The sequence below is a fragment of the Dactylosporangium sp. CA-139066 genome (genome assembly GCF_050936175.1).
Lineage (GTDB): Bacteria > Actinomycetota > Actinomycetes > Mycobacteriales > Micromonosporaceae > Dactylosporangium.
On sequence record NZ_JBNJNH010000001.1, the window covers coordinates 2376731 to 2402591 of the forward strand.

The window sequence follows — 25861 nt, forward strand, 5'->3', positions numbered from 1 at the left end:
TCTTCATCTGTGAATTCCTTGCGCTCCGTGATGCCCACCATGCAGACTGCTACCCCAATCGATGGTTCCACGGGGGAGGCTGCGGTGAGCGGTCGATCGGTGCTGCCTGCTGTGCCCATGCGCAAGCGGCGGCCGCGCCAGCTGACACGGCGTCTCGGCGTCGTGGTGATGGCGGCGATGCTGCTCAGCATCGGCGTGCCGTCCGGCGTGCTGCCAACCGGCCGTGGCGAGGGTTTCCCGGTGTCCTGGCTGTGGGACTGGCTGGGGCAGCCGGCGTCCTGGGCCAAGGACCCGAAGGGACCGCAGCAGCTGTTCGGCAAGGGCCCGAACAGCCACTACCAGGCGGCGGACCGGGCCAAGGACAGCGAGTCCAAGGTGCACGCCAAGGGCGAGCTGGCAAAGTACAAGCCGAACCAGCCCAAGGCCGAGAATGTCAGCACCGGCCCAGCGAAGAAGGGCTTCGACGCGCGCACCAGCAAACGGGTCGCGGCGAAGTCCTCGGAGCGCGCCGACGTCTTCCAGAACGCCGATGGGACGTTCACGCAGCGGGTGTTCCAGGACCCGATCAACTTCAAGACGGGCGACGGTTCGTGGCAGCCGATCGACAACAATCTCCGGGCGGACGCGCAGGGGCGGCCGCAGGCGGGGGCGAACGCGTTCCAGCTGAGCTTCGCGGCCGGGGTGAACCGCAAGCTGGACGCCGATGGGCAGGTGTTGAGCGCGTCGGCGGCGCCGATCAACGACGATCTGGTGCGGATCAATCCGACGAAGGGCACGGAGCTGGCGTACTCGCTGGCGGGTGCGACGCCGGGCAAGGCGGCCGTGGACGGGCAGCAGGCGACGTACAGCCAGGTGCTGCCCGGTGTTGATCTGCAGCTGGGTGCGCGGTCGTACGGGGCCAAGGAGACGCTGGTGCTGCGTTCGGCCGACGCGCCCACGTCGTACGTGTACCCGCTGCGGCTGAAGGGTCTGACACCGCGGATCGGCGCCGAAGGTTCGGTGGAGTTCACCGACGGCGCGGGGGCGGTGGTCGCCACGATGCCGCTGGGGTACCTCGAGGACGCCAAGACGGACCGCAGCGGTGCGGGCGCGACGTCGTATGACATGCGCTACGAGCTGATCACGGTCAACGGGGCGCCGGCGGTGCGGATGACGATCGACGGTGCGTGGTTGCGGGACCCGGCGCGGCAGTTCCCGGTCCGGCTCGACCCGCAGGTGAAGGTCTACCCGAACGGCGACACGTACTCGCTGTCGACCGAGGCCGGCACGACGCACGGCAGCAACGACACGGTCGCGGCCGGTCGCTACGACTCAGGCTCGACGCAGAACAAGGCTCGCGGGTTTCTGCGGTTCCAGGACTTCGAGACGCTGATGTCCGGGGTGAAGCTGGACTCGGCGCGGCTGCACCTGTTCATGACGTACCAGGTCCCCGGCTCGTCGGGGCAGTGCACCGGGCACGCCTACAACGTGTACCGGATCACCGGCAACTGGTCGCAGAGCAGCCTGACGTGGAACAACCAGCCGGGCGACGACGGTGTGCTGGTGGCGTCGGCGAGCCCGTCGAGTTCGGTGGCGTGCACCAACACGGCGCAGATCCGCAACAACGGGACGTGGTCGGCGCCGTGGCTGGACACGGCAGCAATGGTCGACTGGGGCGTTCACAAGAACAAGTACGGCCTGCTGATCCGGGCCGACGAAGGCGACAATCTGTCGTGGAAGCGGTTCACGTCGCAGGACGCCGGCCTGAACTGCAACGACTCTGTGTTCGGCTCGATCCCGTGTGCGCCGTGGATCGAGGCGAACTACTCCGACAACACGCGACCGGAGATGGACGCGCAGTACCCGGCGAACAACACGTCAGTGACCACGCTGACGCCGGAGTTCTCGGCGCGCGGTCACGACCCGGACAACTGGCCGGGCTACGCTCTGCAGTACCAGTTCGTCGTCTTCGACGACCAGGGCAACCAGGTCGCCGACTCGGGCCTGTCCGCCAATAGCGTCTGGACACCGAACGCGGGCGTGCTCAAGTGGGGCAAGACGTACTTCTACCAAGCTCGGATCAGCGACCAGCAGCTCGTCGGCCCGAGCAACCCGGTCACGTACGCGTTCTCCACCCAAGTCCCGCAACCGTTGGTCACATCCTCCCTCGCCCAGAACGGCGGCAAGGGCTTCGAGGGCTCCGTCGGCAACTACACCACCTCCGACGTCGACGCCCAGGTGGCCACGGTCGGCCCGGCGCTGGCGATCAACCGCGACTACAACAGCCTCGACACCCGGGCGGGCAACTCGTTCGGGCAGGGCTGGTCGTCGGTCACCGACATGCAGGTCCGCGAGATCAAAGACGCCTCCGGGACGCTGCAGACAGCCGCGGTGCGCTACCCCGGCGGCCAGGAGGTGTCCTTCGGCCGGAACAACGACGGCAGCTGGGCCCCACCGCCCGGACGGTACTCGGTGTTCAAGCCGATCACCGGCGGCTACTCGCTGACCGACAAGGACTCCACCACCTACGAATTCACACAGAACAAGGGCAACGGCGTCTACGGCATCACCAAGGTCACCGACCCGTCGGCGCGGTCGGTGACGTACCACTACGACACCAACGCCCGCATCGACGTCATCCAGTCGGTGGCCTCCCAGCGGAAGCTGAACCTGACCTGGATCACGCCCACGGGGGCGGCCAACGCACACGTGGCGACGGTCACGACGGACCGCACCGACCCGGCGGTGACCACGAGCACGCTCACCTGGACCTACACCTACGCGGGCGACAAGCTGACGAAGGTCTGCCCACCGGGCACGACGACCGACTGCGCCACGTACGACTACCAGGTCGTCAACCAGGCGCCAAGCTCGGTGCTCAACACCGGCCCGTACTCGTACTGGCGGTTCAACGAGGCCTCGGGCACCACGGCGCAGAGCGGGGTGCTGTCCAACGACGGCGCCGACAACGGCACCTACAGCAACGTCACGCTCGGCGGAGCGCCGGCGCTGCCGCAGTCGACGGCCACGACGGCCTCGTTCAACGGCACGAGCTCGATGGTGTCGGTGCCGACGAAGCTGGCGACCGAGAGCAACTACCAGTCGATCGCGATGTGGTTCAAGACCGGCACGCCGCTGGGTGTGCTGTTCTCCGAGCAGACCGGGGTCGTGTCTCCGGGCGCGACCACGCCGGGCGGCTACAACCCGGTGCTGTACATCGGCAACGACGGCAAGCTGCGCGGCGAGTTCTGGATGGGCAACCCCAGCACGCCGATCACCACGACCGGCACGGTGACCGACAACCAGTGGCACCACGTGGCGCTGTCGGGCAACGGCGGGTCGCAGAAGATGTACCTCGACGGCGCCCTCGTCGGCACCCTCAACGGCACGATCGTGCTGCACAACGCCGGCCTGAACAACCTGTACATCGGCGCCGGCTTCGTCGGCGGCGCCTGGCCGGCCCACACGTACGCGACCGCGACGGCAACCTTCTTCAACGGCTCGATGGCTGATGCGGCGTTCTACAACAAGCCGCTGACCGACGAGTTGGTCAAGGCGCTGTACACCATGGGCAAGAACCCGACGCCGGCGATGAGCCTGGTGAAGAGCAACGCCGGCCGCGTGCGCGCCCAGGTGACGTATGACACCGTCAACGGCCGGGTCAAGACCGTGACTGATGAGGCCGGCGGTATCTGGCAGGTCGGCGCGCCCGTGGTCTCGGGCTCCAGCCAGGGCTACGTCTCGAGCGTGCTGGGTGCGCGGCCGCGGGAGTACTTCCGGCTGAACGACACGAGCCTGCCGACGCGCGCCTACAGCCAGGTCCGCAGCGTGTGGAACGCGGCGTACAACAACGTCGTCTACGACACCGGGCAGGCCGGCACGAGTCCGTTCACCGACACGTACGGCGCCATCTTCAACGGCACCAGCTCCTACCTGCAATATGATCAGTCGGCCGCACCGACCCCGTCATACGGGCCGAACGCCATCGAAATGTGGTTCAAGCTGCCGGCCAACTATGCGTCCAGCAGCGTGCTGTACAGCTATCAGGCCGTCCCGGTCGAGGCGCCGAACGCGGGCACAACCGACCACGTGCCGGCCTTGTACGTCGGCGGTGACGGTTTCCTCCGTGGGCAATTCTGGGACGGCGGACTCGCGCCGATCACCTCCACGGTCAAGGTCAACGACGGCAACTGGCACCACGTCGTGCTCTCCGCCGACGGACCGGACGGCGGCACCAACGGCGCCAACGAGCAAGACCTCTACCTGGACAACAAGCTCGTCGGGAAGAAGTCCGGCGCGTGGATGGTCCCGCTGTTCATTCCTTACAGCTACATCGGCGCCGGGGCGACGAAAGGCTGGCCGAGTTCGACCAGCGATGTGAGCTACTTCAAGGGAAACATCGCAGAATTCGCGTTCTTCGAGCACGGGCTGAACGCCGCCCAGGTGGACTCGCACTACAAGTCGGCGACCGGAGCGCTCGCGTCGGATGCCGGCGCCGCGCCGAAGCTGACCCCGGTCAGCACGGTGTCGGTCACCGACCCGGGCGGCAAGGTCTCCAAGCGCACCTTTGACCTGCTCAACGGCAGCCGTCTGGTGAGCTCTACCGACACTCTTGGCAATACCACCACCTACGGTTACGACGTCGGCGGCTACGTCTCCGACGTCTACGACCCGCTCGGGCAGAAGACCGAGACGGCCAAGGACATCCGCGGCAACACCGTGCGCACCACGACATGCAACAACCTCGACTCAGTGTTGCCGTGTCAGGACACGGTGTACGCGTACTGGCCGGACGATACGACCGCGGTGCTGACGCCAGACGGACGCAATGATCAGCTTGTCAAGATCGACGCGGGGGCGGGTTCGCTCGACCTGGGCACCGATGCCATTACGACGTTCACCTACGACGGGCCGGCCGGCAACCGCACCAGCGTCACCTCGCCGAGGGTGCCCGGCTTCCCGAACGGGCGCGTCACCAACCTGACGTACACGACCGCGACCACCGCCGCGGTCGGCGGCGGGACGACCCCGCCGGGCCTGCCGTTCACCGTGACCTCGCCGGGCGGTGCGGTGCAGAAGACGGAGTACAACGCGAACGGCGACGCGGTGCGGGTGACCGACGCGGCTGGCCTCGTTACGGAGTACACGTATGACGGCATCGGGCGTGTCACGCAGCAGAAGGTCAACGCTCCGGGCTACGTCAACGGGCTGGTGACGTCGTACCGGTACGACCAGGAGTCGATGGTCGAGACGACCGAGCCGACGGTCACGGACGCGATCACCGGTGCGCAGCATCAGGCGCGCACGACCGACGTGCAGGACGCCGACGGCAACCTGTTGTCGCGCACGGCGAGCGACGTCACCGGCGGCGATGTCTCCCGGGTCGTGACGAGCGACTACAACGCCTACGGGCAGCTGGTGAAGAGCACCGACCCGACCGGCGCTGTCATGGTGTACGGCTACGACGCCTACGGCCGGCAGAACCAGCGGGTCAACTGCGACAGCAGCCCGGCGCCCGGCACCCCGTGCCCGGCCGGGGACCGGCTGCAGACCCTGGACCAGACCTTCGACGCCGAGGGCAGGCTGCTCACCAGCACGCTGACCGGCAGGGACGGCACGGCGGTCCAGGAGACGTACAACGTCTATCTCCCCAACGGTGACCTCGCATCCACCACGGATGCGATGGGCTGGACGACGAAGTACGAGTACTACGACGACGGCAAGGTCAAGAAGGTCAGCCGCACCGACGGCACGAAGACCACCGTCCTACAAGAGAACCAGTACGACTTCGCCGGCAACATCAAGCACTCAACGCAGAACAACGGCGCCACGAGCATCGATCAGCTCGTCGACAACGACGGCCGAGTGCAGTCAACGACGACCTACACCTCGGGCGCGACCAACGGCGGCCGCACCACCAACTACGTCTACGACGCCGACTCGCACGTGATCAACGTCCGCAACGTGGCTGACGGCCAAACGCTGCGCGACATTCGCAACACCTACGACCCGGCGGGCCGGTTGACGTCGACCACAACCTCGCCGTTCACGACCGCCACGCCGGCCGGCTGGTGGAAGCTCGACGAGAACGCTCCGGCTAACCCCAACGACTTCTCCCCGGTTGTCGCCGCAGACTCCTCCGGCAGCCAGCGACACGCGATCGGCGATGTCTTCTCCGGCAACTCGATCAGCGGTGGTTTCGCCACCTTCAGCAACAACGCCGGATCCTTCAAGACCGACGGGCCGGTCCTGAACACCACCCAGTCGTACACCGTCTCAGCGTGGGTCAAGGTGCCGTCGTTCTCCGGGCACCAGACCGTCGTCGGGCAGGGCAACGCCCACGTCGGCGCGTTCTACCTGCAGTACCACGCGGGTTTCAACAAGTGGACGTTCATCTCGCCGAGCAACGACGCGAGCCTGCCGACGTCGTACGCGTATGCGACCTCGTCGAACGCGCTGACCCCGAACACCTGGGCGAACCTGGTCGGCGTGTTCGACGCGAACACGAAGCGGATGTCGATCTACGTCAACAACGTCCGCGGTACCGACGGCACCAACCCGACGCCGTGGGCCGCGAACGGGTCGCTGAGCATCGGCGGCGAGGACAACGCCGACGGCAGCCACAATCAGTTCACCGGGTCGATCGACAACGTGCAGGTGTACCAGCGGGCGTTCACCGACGCCGAGGTCGCCTCGCTGTGGGACAACGGCAACGGGCGCACCAACCAGAAGCCGCTCGCGGCGACCGTGTCGACCACCACCTATACGGTCGACCAGCGTGGTCTGACGACCGATGTGAAGGACCCGAACGGCAACACCACCTCCTACGTCTACGACGAGGACGGGAACCTGACCACGACGCTGGCGCCGTCGGTGTCGGTGGAGGCATACGGCCAGACCGCGGTCTCGATCCGCCCGACCAGCAAACGCGGGTACAACACCTTCGGCGAGACCGTCGAGGTCCAGGACCCGCTCGGCAACGTGACGACCATGCGGATGGACGCGGCCGGCCGTCCGTGGAAGACCATCCTGCCGTCGTACACCCAACCGGGCGCCGGCGGCGCCACGATCGCCGATGCCAGCACCGTCACCGGGTTCGACAAGCTAGGCCGGGTCACGACGACGACGGACCCGCGGGGCAAGACGACGTCGTACAAGTACGACACCCTCGGCAACCTCACCAAGACGACCGACCCGGCCGGCAAGGTGTCGACGGCGACGTACGACAAGACCGGCAACCTGCTGGAGACGGTCGACCCGACCGGGGCGAAGGCCTCTGCGACCTACGACTACCTCGGCCGGAAGCTGACCAGCACACAGTGGGTGCGCGTGGCCGGGGTCGCCCAGCCGTACGTCACCAACTATGACTACGGCACCGGCACCTATGGCAACACGGCCGCCAACGGCCCGTGGCTGCAGAAGGTCACCTCGCCCGACGGCGTCACCGCGGAATCCACGTACAACAACGTCGGCGAGCCCGTCACCACCAAAGACGGCGCGGGCAACGTCACGACGACGACGTACGACGGGCTCGGCCAGGCGGTCCAGGTGCTCCGGCCGGACAACACCCGCACCTCGATGATCTACGACGGCGCTGGTCGCGTGACGCAGAAGGCCGAACGCAACGCCTCGAACGTCGCGCTGACGACGCAGAGCGCGACGTACGACAACAACGGCAACCTAGCCACGTCGACGGACCCGCGCGGCATCACCACGACGCTGACCTACAACGCGCTCAACCAGGTCACCGACGTATCCGAGCCGGTGACCGCGACGACAGCGATCCACACGTCCTACGGCTACGACGCCGCCGGCCACCAGACGCGCTTCACCGACGGGCGCAGCAACGCGTTCTGGAACACCTACAACACGTGGGGCCTGCCCGAGTCGCAGATCGAGCCGGCCACGATCGCCTACCCGAACGCCACGGACCGCACATTCACGGCGGTGTACGATGCGGCCGGCCGGATGACGGCGCAGCTGCAGCCGGGCGGGGTACGGACCGACTACGACTACGACGACCTCAACCGGCTCACCGGCCAGACGGGTTCCGGCGCGGACGCGGCGACGGTGTCGCGGTCGTTCGGGTACGACGACGCCGGCCGGCTGACCTCGCTGTCAGTGCCGGGCGGCACGAACACGATCACGTACGACGACCGCGGCCTACCGCTGAGCATTTCCGGCCCGAACGACAGCACCACCTACACGTACACACACGACGGGCAGGTCGCCACGCGGCAGGACGCGGCCGGGACGACGACATTTACCTACGACGCCGCGGGCCGCTTCAAGACGCTGTCGAACGGGTGGACGAACGTCGACCTGACCGTCAACTACAACAGCATGTCGCTGCCGTCGACGATCGTCTACGGCATCAACAACCAGACCCGGACGTTCACCTACGACGACCTGCACCGGATCACCAACGACCAGATCAAGCAGACGAACGGGTCGACGATCCTGGGCAACATCGCGTACGGCTACGACGAGGACAGCAACGAGACGTCGAAGACAACGACCGGGTTCGCAGGCGCGTCGATCAACACCTACACATACGACCTGGCCAACCGACTCACGTCGTGGACGTCGGGTTCGACGGTCACCAACTACGAGTACGACGACTCCGGCAACCGCACCCGCAACGGCTCCAAGACGTTCACCTACGACCAGCGCAACCAGTTGCAGTCCTCCTCCGACGGCACCACCTACAGCTACACACCACGGGGGACGCTGGCCCTGACCGGCGGCACCCCCGGGGTGTACGCCACCACCGCCGACGCGTTCGGCCAGGTCATCACGCAGCAGGGCGCGGGCGGGACGAGCACGAACCAGTACGACGCGGCGGGGCGGGCGGTGCGGCCCGGGTTCAAGTACAGCGGTCTGGGCAACACCCTGGCCCAGGACAGCACCGCCACGTACACACGCGGCCCGGCCGGTGACCTGATCGCCATCGGGGCCGGTGACGGCGCCCACTCCTTCTACGCGTGGACCGACCAGCACGACGACGTCGTCGGGGAGTTCAAGGCGACCGGGACGAGCCTGGCTGGCTCGGCCAGCTACGACCCCCTGGGCAAGGTCCTGGCGACCAGCTCGCTGGCCGGGAGCCTCGGCTACCAGTCGGAGTACACCGACGCGGGCACGGGCCGGGTCAACATGCTGGCCCGCTGGTACAACACCGACACCGGCCAGTTCGACACCCGCGACACGAGGGCGAACAGCCCGATCCCGGACTCGATCGCCGCGAACCGCTACCAGTACGCCGGCAACAACCCCCTCACGAACGTTGACCCGTCGGGCCACTCCTGGTGGGACAAGGTCAAGAGCGTCGGCAGCACGGTCGTCAACGTCGTCACCAACCCGGTCCAGGCGATCCAGGACACCTACCACTACGTCTCGACGAAGGTCGAACAAGCGTGGAACGTCGCCAAGGACGTCGGCAACTGGGTGGCCGACAAGGCCAAGAAGGCCGCCAAGGTCGTCTACAACTCGACGTCGAACTGGGTCAAGAAGAAGGTCAACGACGTCAAGGACAAGTACAACCAGGCCAAACAATGCCTGCAGGGCGGCGTGTCCAAATGCGTCAAAGACACGGTGAAGGCCGCGGTCAAACACGTCTCGGACACCATCAAGAACACTGTTGAGGCGATCAAGCAGGACCCGTGGAAGTTCGTCATCACCGCCGCGGTCGGCCTCGCCGCCACGGTCGCGGTCGGCGCCCTGTGCGCCACGGGTGTTGGCTGCCTGATCGTGGCGGGGGCGATCGCCGGCGCGATGCAGGCCGGCGCCGGCTACATGGTCGACGTAGCCAGAGGTGACGCCGAATTCTCCTGGTCGGGCCTCGCCGACACCATGATCGAAGGCGGCCTGGACGGCGCCCTGAGCGCAGGCGTCAGCAAGTTCACCGGCGGCGCCACAAAGTTCCTGACCAAACCGTTCAAGGCCGCGGGCGCCGGCGCCATGAACAAAATGTTCGGCGGCCGCGGCGGAGGCGGCCCGAAGGACATCAACGCGCCGAAGCACGCCCGCGAGGGCGGTGAGGGCTCCAGTGGCCGCCAGCGCCGCGAGTCCGAGGAGTCGGGCGGCAACCGCGAAGAGTCCAGCGACTCTGATGGCGGGCGGAAGGAGCGGGGCGGCGGCGCCTGCCCAGCGCACAGCTTCGCCCCGGACACGCTGGTCCTGCTTGCCGACGGCACTACGAAGCGGATTGACCAGGTGGCCGTCGGTGACAAGGTGATGGCGACCGACCCGGAAACTGGCGCCAGCACCGCGGAGGACGTCGAGGTTCTCCACCGTAACCACGACACCGACCTCACCAAGCTCACCGTCAAGCTCGACGACGACAGTGAGGCCACGCTGCAAACTACGTGGCACCACCCGTTCTGGGATGACACGCAAGAGACCTGGGTTTATGCGCAGGACCTGCCACCCGGCGACGCGCTGCGGACGGACGACGGCGAGTCGGTGCGGGTCGAGTCGGTCAGCAACACGGTCGGCGCGGCGGAGATGGACGACCTCACGGTCGGCGTGGTGCACACGTACTATGTCGTTGCCGGCGGCCGCCGTGTGCTCGTCCACAATGTCGGCGGCTCCGAGTGTGGAGCCCGGACGCTACTCGACCGGGCGAAGCAACTTCGCTTGTACCAGGGAACGACAGCCGTTGTCCGGGTGCGTAGTACCATCGCTTCCGCCGACGGCACATTTGCGGAAGAGACCTGGGTCGCCACGAGCAAGCGGTACCAGCCAGGAGCCTGGAAAAACGGCGGACTGAAGCCAGGCGAGGTATTCAAGCCGCGCCTTCGCACCGAGAACACCCACGCGGAGGAGGACATCCTCGATCATCTTGGATCACAATGGGAGATCGTGGAGGGCGCTTCCAATGTCAACATATGTAAGCTCAGGTGTCTGCCAGAGTTGGCCAAGCGGGCAATCGTCGGTGGCCAGAATTTCCGAACATCCAAGCCGAACGATCATTCGCCTTGGCGACTGTTCTGGAACGAATAGCCATTACCAGAAAGGCTCAAGTGGAAATCTACGAGCGGCGTGCTGCTCACCTGACGAACCTCGAGCACCCGGCGCTCCTGCTGTTCCTCGCGGATGTCGTGATGCTGGCGTTGACCGTCCCGCAGGTCCTCGATGACACGTTCGAGCCAGCCGCTACTATCAGCGCGGAGGCGCTGTGGCAGTCGGCCGCTCGCGGTGATCAGGACCGCTTCATGTCCGTCATGGGCGACATCCTGGACGCCGTCCACCGGTACATACCCGAAGATGAAGATGGCGACGATCTTCCCGACCGCGAGGAGTTGCTGTCACTAGCGGGCGGCGTGGTGCTTCTCGGACAGGATGAGGACTCGGAAATGATCCAGCGTGTTCGGTCTGCTGCCGATTTGGCGGTGGACATCCATCAGCACTTGGACTCCTTGATCAACGATCCGGCGCTGCTCCCCCCAGCGCACCGTCCAGACATCACTCCGCTGGAACGGGCCGAGCTCGAGCGGCAGATCGCGGTGTTGTCTCGGCTTTCGCGCCCTGCGGACCAGGCGCTGGAAGATTTGCGGGCGTTGACGGTGCAGGGATCGGATGCGCTTCGAGGCAACCTTGTGTTGTTGCAATCACGGGGAATGATCTGAGGCGGTGGCCTTGGAAGAGGCCGACTCCCGCGCGAGAGTAGCGCACCGCCGGCCCTCTTCCGCGCTTCGCGCGAGTCCGGACAGGCATGACCGGGCGACCACACTGCTTCTAGCCTCGCGCCTTCGTGCGCCCAGCGAACCTGGAGGTGAGTGTGTAGCTCAGCTGCAGTCGTAAGCTCGTCGTCGCCTGCCGGTGCAAGTCCGGTCCGGGTAGCTGCCAGGAGGCCCGGTAGCAGGCTGGCGGCTCGGTCTGGAAACGGGTCGGGTCGAAGCCCAGCGTCAAAAGCCCTGATGGGGGAGCGACTGAGCGGTCCGTAGCATGACGCGAAGCCTGCGGCGTCGTTAGAGGTCTCACTTGTTGAGGGTGGGGCAGAGGGAGAGCCGAGCCCCCGATGTCAGGGTGAAGGCCATGGAAGCGGTGTAGCTCCTGGATTGCAGCCGCGAAGAACTCCCCGGCGTACTGGGCGCGGAACGTTCAGATGGTGGCGGCGGGAACTGGGGAGACCCTCCCCGGCCCGGTGTGCTGCGGATGCGCACTGGAGTGTCGGGTCCTATAACCGGTTCACGCCGGGAAGTGGATTTCGTGCCGGGAGGGAGTCGGAGGCGGTCGTAGTACCGATTGAGCCGGGCGGACAACACAACCGCCGGTGATGGGAAGGGCCGCTACTTCGTCGATGCGTAGTGCTGGTGAAGGGGTGCCCGGTGAGTGCCGTTTCGGCTAGTCCCGCCGCGTTGGGGTTCGTGTTGGACCCGGTTCGAGCTTTGCAGCATGCGCTCTACCGGGCGGCCAAGGCCGATCCCGGGCGTCGGTTCCATGCGCTGCGAGACAAGGTCTTCCGCAGGGACGTTTTGTGGCGGGCGTGGGTCGCGGTGCGCCGCAACAACGGCGCGCCGGGCATCGACAAGATCACCCTGGATCAGGTCGAGGAGTACGGGGTGGCCCGGCTGCTCGACGAACTGGCCGCGGAACTGCGGCACGGCGGTTATCGGCCGTTACCGGCTCGTCGGGTGTTTATCCCGAAGCCGGGAACGACCGAGCAGCGGCCGTTGTCGATTCCCGCGGTTCGTGACCGTATCGTGCAGGCAGCGGTGAAGATCGTGCTCGAGCCGGTCTTCGAAGCCGACATGCTGCCGTGCAGTTTCGGGTTCCGCCCGAAACGCTCGGTGCACGATGCCCTGCAGGTGCTCGTTGACGAGTCCTGGCGGGGTCGGCGGTGGGTGGTCGAGACGGACATCGCCAACTGCTTCTCGGCGATTCCGCACGACGAGTTGATGCAAGCAGTCCAGGAACGGGTCTGTGACCAGGCGGTCTTGAAGCTCTTGCGGGCGATGCTGCGCGCCGGGGTGATGGAGGACGGCCAGGTCCGGCGGCCGGTCACCGGAAGCCCCCAAGGCGGTGTCATTTCACCGTTGCTCTGTAACGTCTACCTGCACCGACTCGATCGGGCGTGGGATGCGCGGGCGCATGGGGTGCTGGTCCGGTTCGCTGACGATCTGCTGGTGATGTGCGCCTCTCGGGCGCAGGCCGAGGCCGCGTTGCAGCGGCTTCGGGAGCTGTTGGCCGACCTCGGTTTGGAGCCGAAGGAGGCCAAGACCAGGATCGTGCACCTTGAGGTCGGTGGGGAAGGCGTGGATTTCCTCGGTTTCCATCACCGGCTGGTGCGCGCCTGGGCCCGCACGGGTGGCAAGCAGGTCACTTTTCTGGCCCGCTGGCCCGCGAGCAAGGCTATGCAGCATGCCCGTGACCGGATCCGGCAGTTGACGGACCGGTCGCGGCTGTTGCTGTCGACGGAGTGGATCGTGCAGGACATCAACATGTTCCTGCGCGGCTGGGCCGGGTTCTTCAAGTACGGCAACTCGGCCCGCCATTTCGAGAAGATCAGGTACTACGCGAAGCTGCGGCTGGCGTTGGTGATCGCCAAACGGCACAAGCGCAGCCGGGAGTTCGGCTGGCAGGTGCTGTCGTTCCAGTCGGACAACGAGTTGGGCCTGGTCGGCCTGGGGACCGTCGTCGCGCCACGGCCATTCAAACCGTGGCGGCGGGACAAGCCGAATGCCGGCGGTGAACGGCGTCGGTGAGCCGTGTGCGGGAGAACCGCATGCACGGTTCGATGCGGCGGGAGCTGGAAACGGAGCACCCTGGTCATGGTTACGGCAGTGGGACAACCGGACGGGAAACCACTGGAACGAGAAGGCTGTCGGACCTACCGCCAACCCGGGCCACCGCGCCAGCTCCCGACCCTACGTTAAGGCGCTGAGAGGGGGCGGCGGCCGGGGACGCGAAAGTGCCCTCTGATCTGGGAAGATAGGACTTGTCTAGGGCCTTATCCATCCCGCCGTAGGGGGCACTCTCCAGGTGAAGGTTACCCGTTCACGTCCGAGGCTTGTGGTCAGTGCCGACGGTCGGGGTGTCGTTGGGCATGCTGGCGCCAGACTCCTCGCCGATCTGGCCGATGCCACCGGTCTGACCGCAGTGTTCAGCGAAGCCCTCGCAGGGTTGCGGGTACGGGAGTCCGGTCACGACCCGGGCCGCGTCGCCGTCGACCTCGCGGTCCTCCTCGCTGACGGCGGTGCGACGATCTCCGATCTTGCGGTGCTCCGCAACGAACCCGGCCTGTTCGGTGCGGTGGCGTCGGACCCGACCGCATGGCGAGTCCTGTCCAATGTGGATGATGCGGCGCTGGGACGGTTGCGCGACGCCCGTGCCCGGGCGCGGGAAATGGCCTGGGCGCAGGCGTCGGAGACCGCGGCCGGGCTGCCGACCTCCACCGCGGCGGGACAGCCGGTGCCCGGCCTCGTCCTGGACGTGGACGCCACGATCGTGATCTGCCACTCGGACAAGGAGTCCGCGACCCGGACCTGGAAGAAGACCTTCGGGTTCCATCCCCTGCTCTGCTTCCTGGACGGCACCCGGGAGGCACTGTCCGGCATGTCGCGCGAAGGCCGCGCCGGATCGAACACCACCGCCGATCACATCACCGTCCTCGACCGGGCGCTGCAACAGATCCCCGACCACCTGCGGCACGGCACCCCGATCCTCATCCGGTCAGACTCCGCCGGCTGCACACAAGGAGTCCTGACCCACATCCGCAGCCAGCGCGAACACGGCATCGACACCCGGTTCTCCGTCGGCTCTATCCAGGAGCTCTTGGTATCCCGACCGAAGCCATGGACGGGCAGCGCAGACCCCGGCGGCGGAGAGCCGAGGTTTCCGCCGCCGCCGCTCGAATGGCCGCCGACCGCGGGCTGGTCTGCTTCGACCCGCAATGGGACTGCCTACGTCCAACCCCTGACGAGGCTTGACCGGCCGATCGAGGGTGCCGATCCTGGACTACACGGCTTGACCAGCCGCGCAAGTAGCCGCGATGAGGTTGCTACGGAACGCGCGCCCCGCGGCCGCCCGGTCTGGTGTCAGCGACGGCCAGTGATGTATAGCGGCGCGTTCTGCGGACCCGAGTGTGCCGGACAAAACCTCGGGGTTCGCGGCCGACTGCCGGACCCCGGTTGAGCGCCTCGACGGGCGAACCTCCGCCACAGGTCGTGGCACCCCCTGACACTCCTTGGCACCTTGCCAGCGTTACAGGCGCGAACCTCGCGATCGTGGTCGGCTTGGTGCCGATGATCCCCCGCTGGTGCGGCGTCGTTGCACTGCTCCGGCGCGTCACGACGTGCCGCAGTGCCGCGACTCAAGCGTGTTCAAGGCTTCGCTAGACCACCCGGTGTCGTGCCAGAAGCTTGGACCTCCGCGGCCTCGGCCAGTAGTTCTCCCCGCACGGGCAGGTAGCGGCAACCTGGCGACGTCAGGTCTGCGATGTACGTCGCGTAAGCGGATGCGGCTCGCCGGTCAATGCTGCGAGTGCTTCAGCGACCTCGTCGAGGTGGGCTCGGACATACGTGGATGTCGTGCCGGCGTCCGACCGGCCGTTGTGGCCGGCGAAGGCGCGCGCGACCGCGTAGCCGAAACGGCGCTCGACCCAGGTAAGCGTAGTGTGCCGAATCCAGTGCGTGCTGATTTGCTGCGCCGCCACCCACGGCAGGTGCGCGCCGAGCCGTTGCCACAGATAGTCGTAGCGGCGGGTCGTTATCGGTTGTCCGTTGAGGTAACGGAGCAGGGGTCCGCGCCGGTCGCCGCTGGTGTCTCGGTCTTGGTGGTGCCGGACGAGATGCTGCATGAGAGTAGGCGAGACAGGTTGCCAACGAACTGTTTCGCCCTTCTCACGAAGGCGGATCAGACATTGCGCTCGGTCGAGGTCGACTGGGCGGAGTGCGAGGGCTCCGCCTCGACGGCACGCCGTTTCTGTATGGAGACGCAGCAGGAGTGAGTCGAGGTGAGGGTCGTTGCCTGTAATGCCGGCCGTCTCGATGATCTGGACAAGCTGACTATCCGCCAGCGCGCGGCGTGTGCTCGCAAGCCGTCGAGGTTTGGGTACCCGGATCGAAGGGTTGTTGCTCTCGTCGACGTACCCGTCGGCGGTTGCGTGGCTGTAGAGGCATCGCAGCGCTGCAATTGTGTGCTCTGCCGCCGTACGGCCGCCGCGGGAATTGCTTCTGACAACGGCATTGTCCTTGACCTGTTCGGCGAGGTGTTTGATCTCCAAGGGTGTTGGCTCGTCCAGTCTTCGCTCGCCCCAGGCGTCTCGTATCCGCCTCCAGTAGCTCGTGTAGGCGCGCCGTGTGCCAGCAGAAACAGCCTCCGACACACGGTCGATGTAATCGGCGAAAGTAGGCACGTCCCGCTCTCGCATGGGATGGCCCAGCGTCTCGGCAGTGATGCCGAGCCGCTGGAGTACGACACGAACGGTCTCGAGGTCGAGGGCTGCCGGGATCTGCGGATGATCTGTCATGACGCCCACTTCCGGATGTGCCCGTGACCGAGTTGTTCGACGAACTCATCGACAATCCAAACCGGACAGATGGTGAGCTGACCGCCGCCGCGTGCAGCTGTCATGTAGAGCCTGTCGCCGCTGGCGATCTGGAGGACACGCCGAATCGAACTCGAGAGCCGAAGATGGCCCTGGCTGGTGATGCGTTCCCGGCCGGTCGCGTCCGGAGCGATCGCGAGGAGCGGGGGGATCAACGTGAACGAGACGGACAGGCCTGCCGACCAGGACAGTGCCTGCAGTGGGGACCGATCCGCGAGCCGGCCGTTGATGTCGATGGTTGTCACGACAGAGCAATTTCCGGTTGGTCGATCTAGCTCGAGAAATCGACCCAACGGCAGTCCCGGCGGTCGCTTCGCTGGGAGGTCCTGCTCGGTGTGCTGCGGCTCGCTGCAGGTTGTGTGGTACGGAAACGCGCCCCATTTCAACGTGGGGTGCATATTGAATTCCTCCGCCGAGCGGGCGGCTGCCGCGGTTGTGCCGACGCTACCCAGCATTGTGGTGAACGGTTCCGTTGCGCGGCATCGTCGCGGTATGGTGCAGCCCCGGCTGATCGCGCCGCACGTGGGCGTCGTGGAGAGGGAGGCATGCCGGAACCTTTGCATGAATTCAATGCGGAATCTAGTTGGCCAGTTGGCGCGGACGGCTCAGAGCATTGAGCACGAGCGGTTCGTCGCACGCTTCCCGGACCACGGACTCGACCTTGAACAACTTCAGGACCAAGACATCTACGTGATCCTCATGACCCTCGATGCGATCGACACGGTGCTACGCCGCCGTGCGCAAACCGGCGAAGCGGCCGGCGGCAACTACTTCTGGTCGACGGACCTGATCATCGTCCCCGGGCCGGGCATCACCGCCATGATCGAGGCGATCGACGGGCTCGTTCGTGACGAGAAGATCGGCCAAGCGTGCCAGGTGATTCGCGGTCCCGACGACGGCCCGGATGTCGCGCCATGGCAGCACACCTGAACCCGGTACAGATCGCGGGAAACGACGGTCAACCTCGAACTGGCGATCATCCTGGTTCCCGCATTTGCCGCACCTGGTGCTCGATCACAGGCCCAGCGAGTTCAGACTCTCACCCTCTGCCACCTTCTGGATCGCGCTCGGTCGGCCAGGTCGCGGTGGGTAAGTTGAGGGCATGTCTCGGGAACCCAAGCCCGTAACGTCGCTCAGCGGTCTCGTCATCAAGGTCGAGGCCGACCATGACGCGCCGCTCACGGTGATGTTCGAGCCGACCGGTATGACCTACGACCTGGCCGGCGGCCAGTCCATAACCGCTGTGGTCGAGGACGCCAGCGCCGAGAACGAGGTCCGGATTGTCAACTGGGACGGCGGTGTCTCGATCTGGCCGCCCGGCAACGTCGTCACCTACGACGTCGACGGCAACAGACTCGACTTCCTGAACTGACTCCCACGGCGGCAATGCGTCGGTCGAGCACCTCGGGGCACAGCTCGACGAGGTCAACCGAGTCACTGGCGTTCCTCCAACGAGACACTCCCGTTTGGGATGATCCGTAGACCCGAGGCAGACTTACAGCAGTAGAGCGTCGTTAACCGGAGCCGAATCTTGTTGACTGCAAACTATCTGCGCCCTGCGATTCCGCCGGATGATCCGAGGGATGCTCACGTTATTGCTTCAGCAAGGCTTAGCCCACAATAGTGCCCATCTTTGGCGCAGTACGCGCCTTGCCTGATGTTTGTCGTCTTGCTTGTCTTGCATCGTTCCAGACGCTTCGTCCTGGCGGTCCAGAATGGACAGACTTGTCACTATTGCCAATCGTCTGGCAGGCGGCCCGGTCAGAGCTCGCAGCCACACACTCCCAGCCCACCCCCGAATGCCGCCGATGGCGAACCTGAACGTCAGCAAACTTGTGCCCGAGTGGCCCAGTGGCCACATAGTGGCTCGTTCCAGTCACAATGCAAAACACGTCATTGGACCCCAATTTGGACATGGGACAGTGCAATGGCGGAACGTCTGCAACAATTGTCATCTATGAAGCGCTTTATGGACCGACTCGCCCAGGTCGCGATTACGGCGTCATCGCCGGATGGCGGCATCAAGGCAGAGGTCCGCGCTGATGACTACTTCCAGATCTGGTTCGCGGCCGGCGCGTACGAGCGCTACAACGCGCACGGGCTGTCGCAGCAGCTCGCTCGCCTCGCCACCTTGCTGTGGACGAAGTATCGCCGTGAGTATCTGTACACACTTGAGGAGCACCTCGGCGGGCTCCATGACCACGGCTTCGAGCGCCAGGAGGAGCGCATCTACTGGGAACGGCTCGAGGAGCTCGTTGCCCGTGGCGCCTCGGATCGGGGCGAGGTCAGAGTGCAGAGCCGTGCACTCGTCAGCTGGGAGTTCGACGTCGACATCGACGCGCTACGGACGTTCAGCGAAGCCCAGTTCGTGGCCGCGTTGCGGGCCGCAGTGAGCGCTCTGCTGTCCGACTACCGTGCCCGGCTCACGCTGCTCACGGACGAGGTCCTTGGCTTGGGCCTACCGGGTTGGTTTCGGGCTGACGCGCTGCGAGACGCGCAGAATGCCTGATCGGAAGACGAACCCGGCCATGTCATTGCAAGAATCGTTGCGTCGCCGGCTGCGGACCATGGGCGGCAGCCTGACTCTCGGCCTGACGATCGCCATGGTGGCAGCCTGCACCACTGGTCCCCACGCTGCACCCCAGACCACGACTCCATCCCCAAGTGCGGCGGCAACTGGGCCGGCGTGTTTGCCGCGCGTCCTTGAGTCAGGCTTCGCCAGAAAGGGCGCCGACTTCTGGTACGGCTTCATCGTCGAAAACCCGTGCGACCAGGCATCGGTTCAGAACTTGGTGACGGTGCAGCCGCAGACAGCGTCGGGAGCTTCGGTCGGCCAGCCTCAGCGCGGCCTCGCTAACGTGCCGGTCCTCCTGCCCAAGCAGCGGCTCGGGATCGGCGGCCTCATCCATGTGCTAGACGGCCCGGACACTGTGGCATCGCTGTCCTTCGAGATACCGCGCAACAGTCTTGTGCCGGCGAGCGTCTTCGCGGGCTGGCCGAAGTCCGTGACCACGCGGAACGTCAGCTACGGCCAACCCGACGCCGGCGGCTACGTGGCAATGAAGTTCGAGGTCGTGACCGACCCGCCGAACAAGCCGATGTGCCAGCCCACGGCCCACATCATCGCCCGGGACAACGCGAATCACATCGTCTACGGCACCACCGAGCCAATCAAGAGCCCATCGGTGTCGCTCAGCGTGCCCTTCCCGGCAAGCGCCGACGTGTCCAAGACGGAGATCTACGTCGAACAGGGCCAGTACGTCATCGGTCAGAAGGTAGAGGCTGCGGCATGCGCCGCCGCAGCGTGAGCGATGCCGCGCCCGCGGTCGGGCGGCGCGGCCGAACCGGGGGAGGTCGATCATGTCGTTGAAGGGCCACGATCTTGCGGTAGATCTGTCACAGCTGCGGATGATCGGAACCGTGGACCTGCCGCTGATGGCGTACGTCTACGCATCGCTGAACAACCTCGTTGTTGACTCCGCAGACGATGCCGTTGCGTTCGCTCAACCCGCCGTCGCGAGCGACCAGGCCGGCCCGGTCTGGACGGAGCTGCGCAACGTGCTGCAGAACGCTCTGGGCAACACGTCCACCGTTCTCGACGAGGCCGGCCACACCATCCTGCGCATTGCGGACCTCTACGCGGAAACCGACGGAGCGGCAGCCCAGGAGCTCAACAGTGTATGGGCAGGCGGCACGCCTGCGCAGCTACATCTCGACGGCGAAGTGCCGGTGCCCGGGCCGCCCGCACCGATCAAGACGGCGTGAGGGGCTGACGATCGTGGGCGACTACGTGTACCGCACCTCGGGCGACTTGCAGACGCTCGGTGAGCAGGTTCGCAACACTGCCATCCGCGTCACGCTGACCCACGCTGAGCAATACCTGCAAGCCCAGCAGCAAGCCAATAACCAGGCCAGCCAGGGGCAGCCGGAGTACAGCCCGCTGGGTCGCGCCGACGACGACGGGCGGTTGCGCGCGTTCGTCTCCGACGAGTTCGCCGGGATTCCGGCCTTGTTTACCCAGTTCGCGGTGCCGGACCCGGATACCTGCCAGCCGATGGTTGACGGGCTGTTCCGTGTCGCCGCTACGCTCCAGCCGTCGTTGGAACTGAAGGTAGAGAGCAACAAACTGTACGACCCAGTCGCCGTTGGCAACGACACGCTGAAGTATCCGCTCGGTGCGTATACCGACGCGGTGCAGGTTCGCATGCAGCACTGGACCGGTTCGGCGGCGGACTCGTTCACCTTCTACCTCAAGCAGTACGACCGTTCGACGTTGTGTCAGCGTCAGCTCGCGGTTGTTCTGGCCCTGACGCTCCAGGCGGAGCTAGAGATCAAGCGGCGCATGCTGACCGACGTGTGGACGCTCGGCGAAACCACGATCAAAGTGCTCGACTCGCTGGATCACTTCCACTGCCCAACGCGAGGCGGGGCTGCCATGGTGTTCACCGTCGTCGGAGCGATCGCCGCGATCGCTATCGCTGCTGCACCCATAGCTGAAGAGCTCTTCGCCGCTACCGTCGCAACCGCTGGTGCTGGTATTCAGGGCGTCGGATCAATTCTGTCGACGGGTGGGCCCTACACGGTCGAGCAGCCGCTCGGCGGTGGCACAGTTCCCGATGTCATCCAGTCGATGCAGAGCGCCATGGCAAGCCTTATCACGGCTGTAGATGACAAGCAACGCGAGCTGGCGACCAGCCTTCGCACCTTCAGCCAAGAGGTCGACAGCTCCATGAACGTCATCCTGCTCAGCTCGCCATTTACCGACGATCGCCTCAAGACCGGAACGGCTGCCGACCTGGACATCACTGGTGGTCAACTGTTCTACGACCGCTAGCAGGTCCGTGGAACGCGTTGACGGTGAAGCTCCGTCGGCGAACCATGGCTCCATGGATGGACGCCGACCGTGGCGGTTGCGGTGCTTCAACGAAGGTGCGGTTACGCTGCGACCGGTGCTGGAGCGGCTCGGAGTCGGCAGCCTCCTGCCGCCATCCGGCGACTACTGCTGCTCACCATGACGCTGGCCACGGGGGACACCAAGCGAGTCGCCTCAAAGGTCGACGCAGGCGAGGGCCACGGGGTCCGTCGACGGCTAGGGCCGCTGTCTTGTCGTCCAGGGGAGAGCGCCAGCGCGTAGGCCCCGATGATTTCGTTCCGATGGATGGCTGTGGCTCCCCGGCCGTCCAGCTGGCCAGCCACGGACCGGACCCGATCTCGATGTCTCGGCCGACCTTGCCTCCTGCCGCGGCGGCGATGAGGAAGTACACCGTCTTGCCATCCCGGGTCACCGCCGGCGCGGCTGGTGCCACTGGAGTGGCACCGGTCGGACGTTGGCCGGCCCAAGGGCGACGGGCTCGCGCTGCTCTGTCAGGCGATCCGCGACGACGCCGCCGACCTGCCGGCGCCAGTGCCAACATCAGCTCGTTCCCGCACACCGCCGAGGTGCGTAAGGCGTGCCCGGACCGGCGCGCCGGCGCTCTCGACCGGGAGGGCTATGTGGATCAGAGGCGCGTCGAAGTCCAGCACGTCGTCCGGCTGCAGGAGCCGCTCGGCCTCGACGTGCTCGTGCATCGGGCGAATCCGCGATCAGAATTGCTTTTCTTCGTAGTCGTCGGACGGGATGTACTCCGGTGGGATGATCGTGAACGGCGTGGTCTGGTCGTTGAACTCGTCCCACGGCGTCATCTCCTGCGCCGACGGGACCCGTAGTCGTCCAGAGATGACGCCGTCCTGCGAGGTGCTGCACCATACCGCCGCGATGCCGACGCGGGTTTCGGGGTTACCGGGAAATACGATGTGGATCGTGTTGTTGCCGCACGTGGGGCAGGTCACGTTCGGTGCGTCCGTGGGGTGAGCGATGAGGTGGTTCAGTACGTCGCGCCACTCGCTGTACGGTGCCGGGGTGTATTGGGTGGTCATCATGGTCCCTCTTGGTTGAGCGGGTTCAGCGGGTGGTTGCGCCACCATTGTTCCTCCCACTCCTCGGCGGGTCGTTCCCATGGCCCGGTGTTCTCACGCGGTCCGGGGAACGGGATGCCCCGTTTGAGCTGGTCGATGTGGTAGAGCTCGTGGATCAGCGTCTTGGCGAGGGTCACGTCGTCGTCGAACGCGGGGACGTAGATCACGACCCGTCCGTCGCGGAACGTTTCGCCGTCGGCTCCGCCCTGCATCACCTTGTCGATGGTGAGCTAATTCGAGTACCGGATCGAATGGCGGCTCGTCAGCCTCTAAACCGTCGGCCTCGGGGCCGACGGCGCCGGCTCCAGCGGACCCGCTTGGGGCGGCATCGATGCGGTCGTCATCCATAGCCTGGTCCTATACCTGAGGTGAGCGTTGTCGGGACAGCTACTTGCCCAGCACCTGGTGCAGCATCCGGATCGCCGCCCCAGCCGAGCCGAGCGCGGCCAAAAGGGTCGCCGGCCAGCTCGCCGTCTGCACGAACGTGAGCGCGCCGACGAGCAGCGCGATGACCGTAGCGGCCAGGAAGATCAGCGCCCAGCGCATCGGCAACGGGCTCGGGGACAGCGGCGAGGACGACATCGAACCCGCAGGGCAACGTCAACCGGTTTCCGGCGAGTCCATCGCGATCCGCTCCGTCATCGTGCCGACAGCCACCGCCTCGTGCAGTCAGGTGCACCGTCATGGCTAACCCACAAGAGGTTCGACGCACTCGACAAGGAACTCGCCGTATCTAAACCCCTTCCCGAGATCGACGAAACTCGCGTATTCCTCGCGCCCAATCTCAATCACGTTACAGCAAACCACTCGAAGAAGCATCCGGAATGCCAGACCCGGCGCGCCCTTCTCCGCACACGAGATCAATGCCAAGCGCTCCAACTTGGTCCCATGATCCAAGAGTCCAAGGCGGCTCGTACGCGCCGAATCGCGCTTCTAATCGGACAATCTCTTAAAGCACTTCGTCTTTGAGCTTCGTTTCAAGGTCATGCCGCAAGGGCATTGAAAAATCATGGCTTCCTTGGGCGAGCCATCCGTCACAATGCTCCGCAATAGCATGCATCCACGCTCTACCTGGATGCGCGTGGCGCGCGGGCGCGGGCCCCTCAGTTCCCGCAAGCCACAGCGCGCCGATTTGGCCGTCGGTCAGCGCTTCTTCAATCCGCAGAGCGTCCCGTCGCAGCACGGACACGGCGGGCGGGTCCTGGTCGGACCAGAGAGTAGCCGCAAGGATATCGAATTCCGTGCCCTCACGCCGCCAGGCAGTGGGCGAGTCCGGCACCTGTCGCGGATTCGACGGCGCGTAGCCCCGATCTCCACGGTCCCGCGCGGAAGTAGCCGCCGACCGCGCGCGTCCGCCGCCCGAAGCGATCACGACCAGTGACCAGCGGCGTGGCCGGCCTGCGCCTGAGCGGCCAGCGATCGTGCACCTAGGCATGGCGTTGCGAGTCTACGGATCGCGCTTGTCCTGTCGGCTAACGAGTGTTTGCTTTCAGTGCTTTACCGATGATCAGGCCGCCCCCAGCTGCGAGCGCAAACCCGAAGATCAGGCCGAAGGTGAACGCAGATACAGAAACAAAAAAAGTGGTGGCGGCCAGGGCAACCCCGGCGGTGGCCAGCCCACCGCCGAACACGAACCAGCGCCTCGTCGTTTGATCAGTCAACCAGGTCAGGTGCAGCCTGTGGGTCCGGACATACCGCTGACGCAACGCAGCGCACCGGCCGCACCTACTGCGGTCACGCTCCGTGCCTCCCCACCGATGACGCTGCACAGCAGGTGAGGGTGCTCGGATCTGCCTATGACCGTACATAGCAGGAGTACCCAGCGCGCCCCGGTCCGCGGCACAGGGAAGACTGAGAGCTGTGGGTGACAGCTACATCCGGTTGATACCGACTGAGCTTCCCCCGGGATGTGGACACCGGGTGGGGCCATGCGCCGGCGGCGGCGCTCGTCTGGGCCGTGGCCGGCCGGCGTCCAGGCGTTGTCGTCGGTCATCGTTCTCCCGAGGTCACAGAAAGTCCTCGATCCACTGCAGATCGATAGAGCCCGATCGTACGGCGGTCCACGGCCTCGGCGCGGCCCCGGTCTCGGCTATGCGTCCGTCGTCACCGTTGAAGCTCTTGGGGCCACTTCCGACCCTATGTAAGAGGCTGACATGTGTATGATGGGCACATGGCTCCACCGTTTCAGATCACCACCAACGTCGCCCGCGTCCTCCGAGCCCTCCTCGAAGACCCCGCTGGCGACCACTACGGCTACGCGCTCATGAAGGCCTCCGGGCTCAAGTCCGGGGCGCTGTACCCGATCCTCGCCCGGCTCGAAGCCGCCGAATGGATCGAAGGACACCGCGAGATCGTCGACGAGGCCGACGCCGGCAGGCCTGCCCGCCGGTACTACGTCCTCACCACCGACGGCGCCGTCCATGCCCGGCAGGCGCTCGCCGAACTCCACCAGGCCATCGGCTACACGGGCCTGCCAGTCCAGCCGCGCCCGGCCGGCGGTGTCGCGTGAGCTTGACCGGCTGGCTGTGCGGCGCAAGCGCGCTGCTGCTCACCTGGGTCGTCTACGAGACGCTCAAAAACATGATCGCGAAAGAGATGGAAACCCGTCTCGAGCGACTCCCGTACGCGATCCTCCGGCTCGCCCGACGCCGCCTCCCGGCCGAGTATCGCCAGACAGTTCACGACGAGGAGTGGCTGCCGGAGCTCATCGCCATCGTCCGCGACACGGACGGCCTGCCGATCACCCGCCTGATCCGCGGAGTTGACTTCGCGATGGGCCTGCTGCTCGTGGCGCCGAAGATGTCCAGGGCGCTCGGCTGGCTCAGGCGTGCGCCGAAGCAGGCCGCAGAGGTCAGGCCCGACGGCATCGAGGTCACCGTTTCCGTTGGGAAACCCACGGTCGGGCCGACAATCCCCGAGGCCCAGCAAGAGCAACCGTACGCCATGCCTTTGAACATCTCCGGCAGGTTCCGTAGGCCGGACATTCTGGGCGCTGCCTCGAAATATCCTCGGCCCATGCCAAAACCCACAGCTCGCGATCGCGCTCTTCTGGGCCAATGGTTCATTCGGTGGGGTTCAGAAGCAGTCACCCGAACGACGCACGACACCGCCGAATAGGTAGCTGGGCGCGCCAGTCTTGCGCGCCTCGAGCCCGGCCGGTACTCGCTGAGCGACGACCTCCGGCAGCAGCCGTGCCGCCTCTCCAGGTGACACGAACGCGTACGAGTCGAGCTCCTCGGTGCGCAGCTTGACCGTCTGCTCGCTGATGTCGACCTCGCCGCTGTCGAAGATTAGGTTGACGATCGCATGGGGTCGCGGGTCTGCCGCCGGCGCCCACTCGACGACTGTCGGCATGGCCGACTGCCAGGCCGATTACGG

18 protein-coding genes and 2 pseudogenes are annotated in these 25861 nt (G+C 65.9%); 13 read left to right on the forward strand and 7 right to left on the reverse strand.

What is annotated here, in order from left to right:
• Window positions 1-84: 84 nt before the first annotated feature.
• The 4 genes and pseudogenes from ACQEVU_RS10890 to ACQEVU_RS10905 all read left to right on the forward strand — a co-directional run.
• Window positions 85-10980, forward strand: coding sequence for a LamG-like jellyroll fold domain-containing protein (locus ACQEVU_RS10890; protein WP_433322604.1), 10896 nt, complete (start codon window positions 85-87; stop codon window positions 10978-10980).
• Between the two features lie 20 nt (window positions 10981-11000).
• Window positions 11001-11606 carry a hypothetical protein gene (locus tag ACQEVU_RS10895; protein ID WP_433322605.1) on the forward strand — a complete coding sequence of 202 codons (606 nt, stop codon included), beginning with the start codon at window positions 11001-11003 and terminating at the stop codon, window positions 11604-11606.
• Window positions 11607-12368: 762 nt separating this feature from the next.
• Window positions 12369-13685, forward strand: a complete 1317-nt coding sequence (gene ltrA, locus ACQEVU_RS10900) for a group II intron reverse transcriptase/maturase (RefSeq protein ID WP_433322606.1) — start codon at window positions 12369-12371, stop codon at window positions 13683-13685.
• 277 nt (window positions 13686-13962) lie between these two features.
• Window positions 13963-14940, forward strand: a pseudogene (locus ACQEVU_RS10905) (transposase); the annotation flags it as partial.
• Window positions 14941-15406: 466 nt separating this feature from the next.
• On the opposite strand, the gene ACQEVU_RS10910 reads toward ACQEVU_RS10905, so the two are convergent.
• Both ACQEVU_RS10910 and ACQEVU_RS10915 read right to left on the reverse strand, forming a co-directional pair.
• Window positions 15407-16450, reverse strand: a complete 1044-nt coding sequence (locus ACQEVU_RS10910; RefSeq protein ID WP_433322607.1) for a tyrosine-type recombinase/integrase — start codon at window positions 16448-16450, stop codon at window positions 15407-15409.
• Entirely contained in the window at window positions 16447-16773 is a 327-nt protein-coding gene (locus tag ACQEVU_RS10915) for a hypothetical protein (protein WP_433322608.1), read from the reverse strand. Before ACQEVU_RS10915 ends, ACQEVU_RS10910 begins: the two co-directional genes overlap by 4 nt.
• A gap of 247 nt (window positions 16774-17020) precedes the next feature.
• Between ACQEVU_RS10915 and ACQEVU_RS10920 the strand changes: the two genes are divergently transcribed.
• From ACQEVU_RS10920 to ACQEVU_RS10950, 7 genes and pseudogenes are all read left to right on the forward strand, one after another.
• A complete protein-coding gene (locus ACQEVU_RS10920; RefSeq protein WP_433322609.1) occupies window positions 17021-17458 on the forward strand; it encodes a hypothetical protein in 438 nt (145 codons plus the stop codon).
• Between the two features lie 172 nt (window positions 17459-17630).
• Entirely contained in the window at window positions 17631-17900 is a 270-nt protein-coding gene (locus tag ACQEVU_RS10925) for a hypothetical protein (protein ID WP_433322610.1), read from the forward strand.
• 585 nt (window positions 17901-18485) lie between these two features.
• Window positions 18486-19037 carry a hypothetical protein gene (locus ACQEVU_RS10930; RefSeq protein WP_433322611.1) on the forward strand — a complete coding sequence of 184 codons (552 nt, stop codon included), beginning with the start codon at window positions 18486-18488 and terminating at the stop codon, window positions 19035-19037.
• On the forward strand, window positions 19030-19836 hold the full coding sequence (locus tag ACQEVU_RS10935) for a hypothetical protein (protein WP_433322612.1): 807 nt from the start codon (window positions 19030-19032) through the stop codon (window positions 19834-19836). The genes ACQEVU_RS10930 and ACQEVU_RS10935 overlap by 8 nt, the downstream gene beginning before the upstream one ends.
• A gap of 52 nt (window positions 19837-19888) precedes the next feature.
• The gene (locus tag ACQEVU_RS10940) at window positions 19889-20293 is read left to right on the forward strand and encodes a hypothetical protein (protein ID WP_433322613.1); all 405 of its coding nucleotides are present in this window, start codon (window positions 19889-19891) and stop codon (window positions 20291-20293) included.
• A 13-nt stretch (window positions 20294-20306) separates the two neighbouring features.
• Window positions 20307-21362, forward strand: coding sequence for a hypothetical protein (locus ACQEVU_RS10945; protein ID WP_433322614.1), 1056 nt, complete (start codon window positions 20307-20309; stop codon window positions 21360-21362).
• A 416-nt stretch (window positions 21363-21778) separates the two neighbouring features.
• Window positions 21779-22057, forward strand: a pseudogene (locus ACQEVU_RS10950) (hypothetical protein); the annotation flags it as partial.
• Window positions 22058-22111: 54 nt separating this feature from the next.
• Here ACQEVU_RS10950 and ACQEVU_RS10955 read toward each other — a convergent pair.
• From ACQEVU_RS10955 to ACQEVU_RS10970, 4 genes are all read right to left on the reverse strand, one after another.
• Complete coding sequence (locus tag ACQEVU_RS10955) at window positions 22112-22447, reverse strand: hypothetical protein (protein WP_433335368.1); 336 nt, start codon at window positions 22445-22447, stop codon at window positions 22112-22114.
• Window positions 22444-22698, reverse strand: coding sequence for a hypothetical protein (locus ACQEVU_RS10960; RefSeq protein WP_433322615.1), 255 nt, complete (start codon window positions 22696-22698; stop codon window positions 22444-22446). The genes ACQEVU_RS10955 and ACQEVU_RS10960 overlap by 4 nt, the downstream gene beginning before the upstream one ends.
• Before the next feature lie 172 nt (window positions 22699-22870).
• The gene (locus tag ACQEVU_RS10965) at window positions 22871-23065 is read right to left on the reverse strand and encodes a hypothetical protein (RefSeq protein ID WP_433322616.1); all 195 of its coding nucleotides are present in this window, start codon (window positions 23063-23065) and stop codon (window positions 22871-22873) included.
• Window positions 23066-23955: 890 nt separating this feature from the next.
• Window positions 23956-24114: a hypothetical protein gene (locus tag ACQEVU_RS10970; protein ID WP_433322617.1), complete on the reverse strand. Its 159-nt coding sequence runs from the start codon at window positions 24112-24114 to the stop codon at window positions 23956-23958.
• 539 nt (window positions 24115-24653) lie between these two features.
• Between ACQEVU_RS10970 and ACQEVU_RS10975 the strand changes: the two genes are divergently transcribed.
• Complete coding sequence (locus ACQEVU_RS10975; protein WP_433322618.1) at window positions 24654-24992, forward strand: PadR family transcriptional regulator; 339 nt, start codon at window positions 24654-24656, stop codon at window positions 24990-24992.
• A gap of 2 nt (window positions 24993-24994) precedes the next feature.
• Entirely contained in the window at window positions 24995-25600 is a 606-nt protein-coding gene (locus ACQEVU_RS10980; protein WP_433322619.1) for a hypothetical protein, read from the forward strand.
• Here the strand turns inward: ACQEVU_RS10980 and ACQEVU_RS10985 are convergent.
• Window positions 25559-25837 (reverse strand): hypothetical protein, encoded by a 279-nt coding sequence (locus ACQEVU_RS10985; RefSeq protein ID WP_433322620.1) that lies wholly within the window; start codon window positions 25835-25837, stop codon window positions 25559-25561. The two genes, ACQEVU_RS10980 and ACQEVU_RS10985, sit on opposite strands and share 42 nt — an antisense overlap.
• Between the last annotated feature and the right edge of the window lie 24 nt (window positions 25838-25861).

Bases quoted from the DNA above. Each gene is read 5' to 3' on its own strand.
- ACQEVU_RS10930 (WP_433322611.1), top strand. From the start codon at position 18,486: ATGAAGCGCTTTATGGACCGACTCGCCCAGGTCGCGATTACGGCGTCA.
- ACQEVU_RS10925 (WP_433322610.1), top strand. From the start codon at position 17,631: ATGTCTCGGGAACCCAAGCCCGTAACGTCGCTCAGCGGTCTCGTCATC.
- ACQEVU_RS10975 (WP_433322618.1), top strand. From the start codon at position 24,654: ATGGCTCCACCGTTTCAGATCACCACCAACGTCGCCCGCGTCCTCCGA.
- ACQEVU_RS10985 (WP_433322620.1), bottom strand. From the start codon at position 25,837: ATGCCGACAGTCGTCGAGTGGGCGCCGGCGGCAGACCCGCGACCCCAT.
- ACQEVU_RS10920 (WP_433322609.1), top strand. From the start codon at position 17,021: ATGGTGCAGCCCCGGCTGATCGCGCCGCACGTGGGCGTCGTGGAGAGG.
- ACQEVU_RS10940 (WP_433322613.1), top strand. From the start codon at position 19,889: ATGTCGTTGAAGGGCCACGATCTTGCGGTAGATCTGTCACAGCTGCGG.
- ACQEVU_RS10910 (WP_433322607.1), bottom strand. From the start codon at position 16,450: ATGACAGATCATCCGCAGATCCCGGCAGCCCTCGACCTCGAGACCGTT.
- ACQEVU_RS10955 (WP_433335368.1), bottom strand. From the start codon at position 22,447: ATGATGACCACCCAATACACCCCGGCACCGTACAGCGAGTGGCGCGAC.
- ACQEVU_RS10935 (WP_433322612.1), top strand. From the start codon at position 19,030: ATGCCTGATCGGAAGACGAACCCGGCCATGTCATTGCAAGAATCGTTG.
- ACQEVU_RS10965 (WP_433322616.1), bottom strand. From the start codon at position 23,065: ATGTCGTCCTCGCCGCTGTCCCCGAGCCCGTTGCCGATGCGCTGGGCG.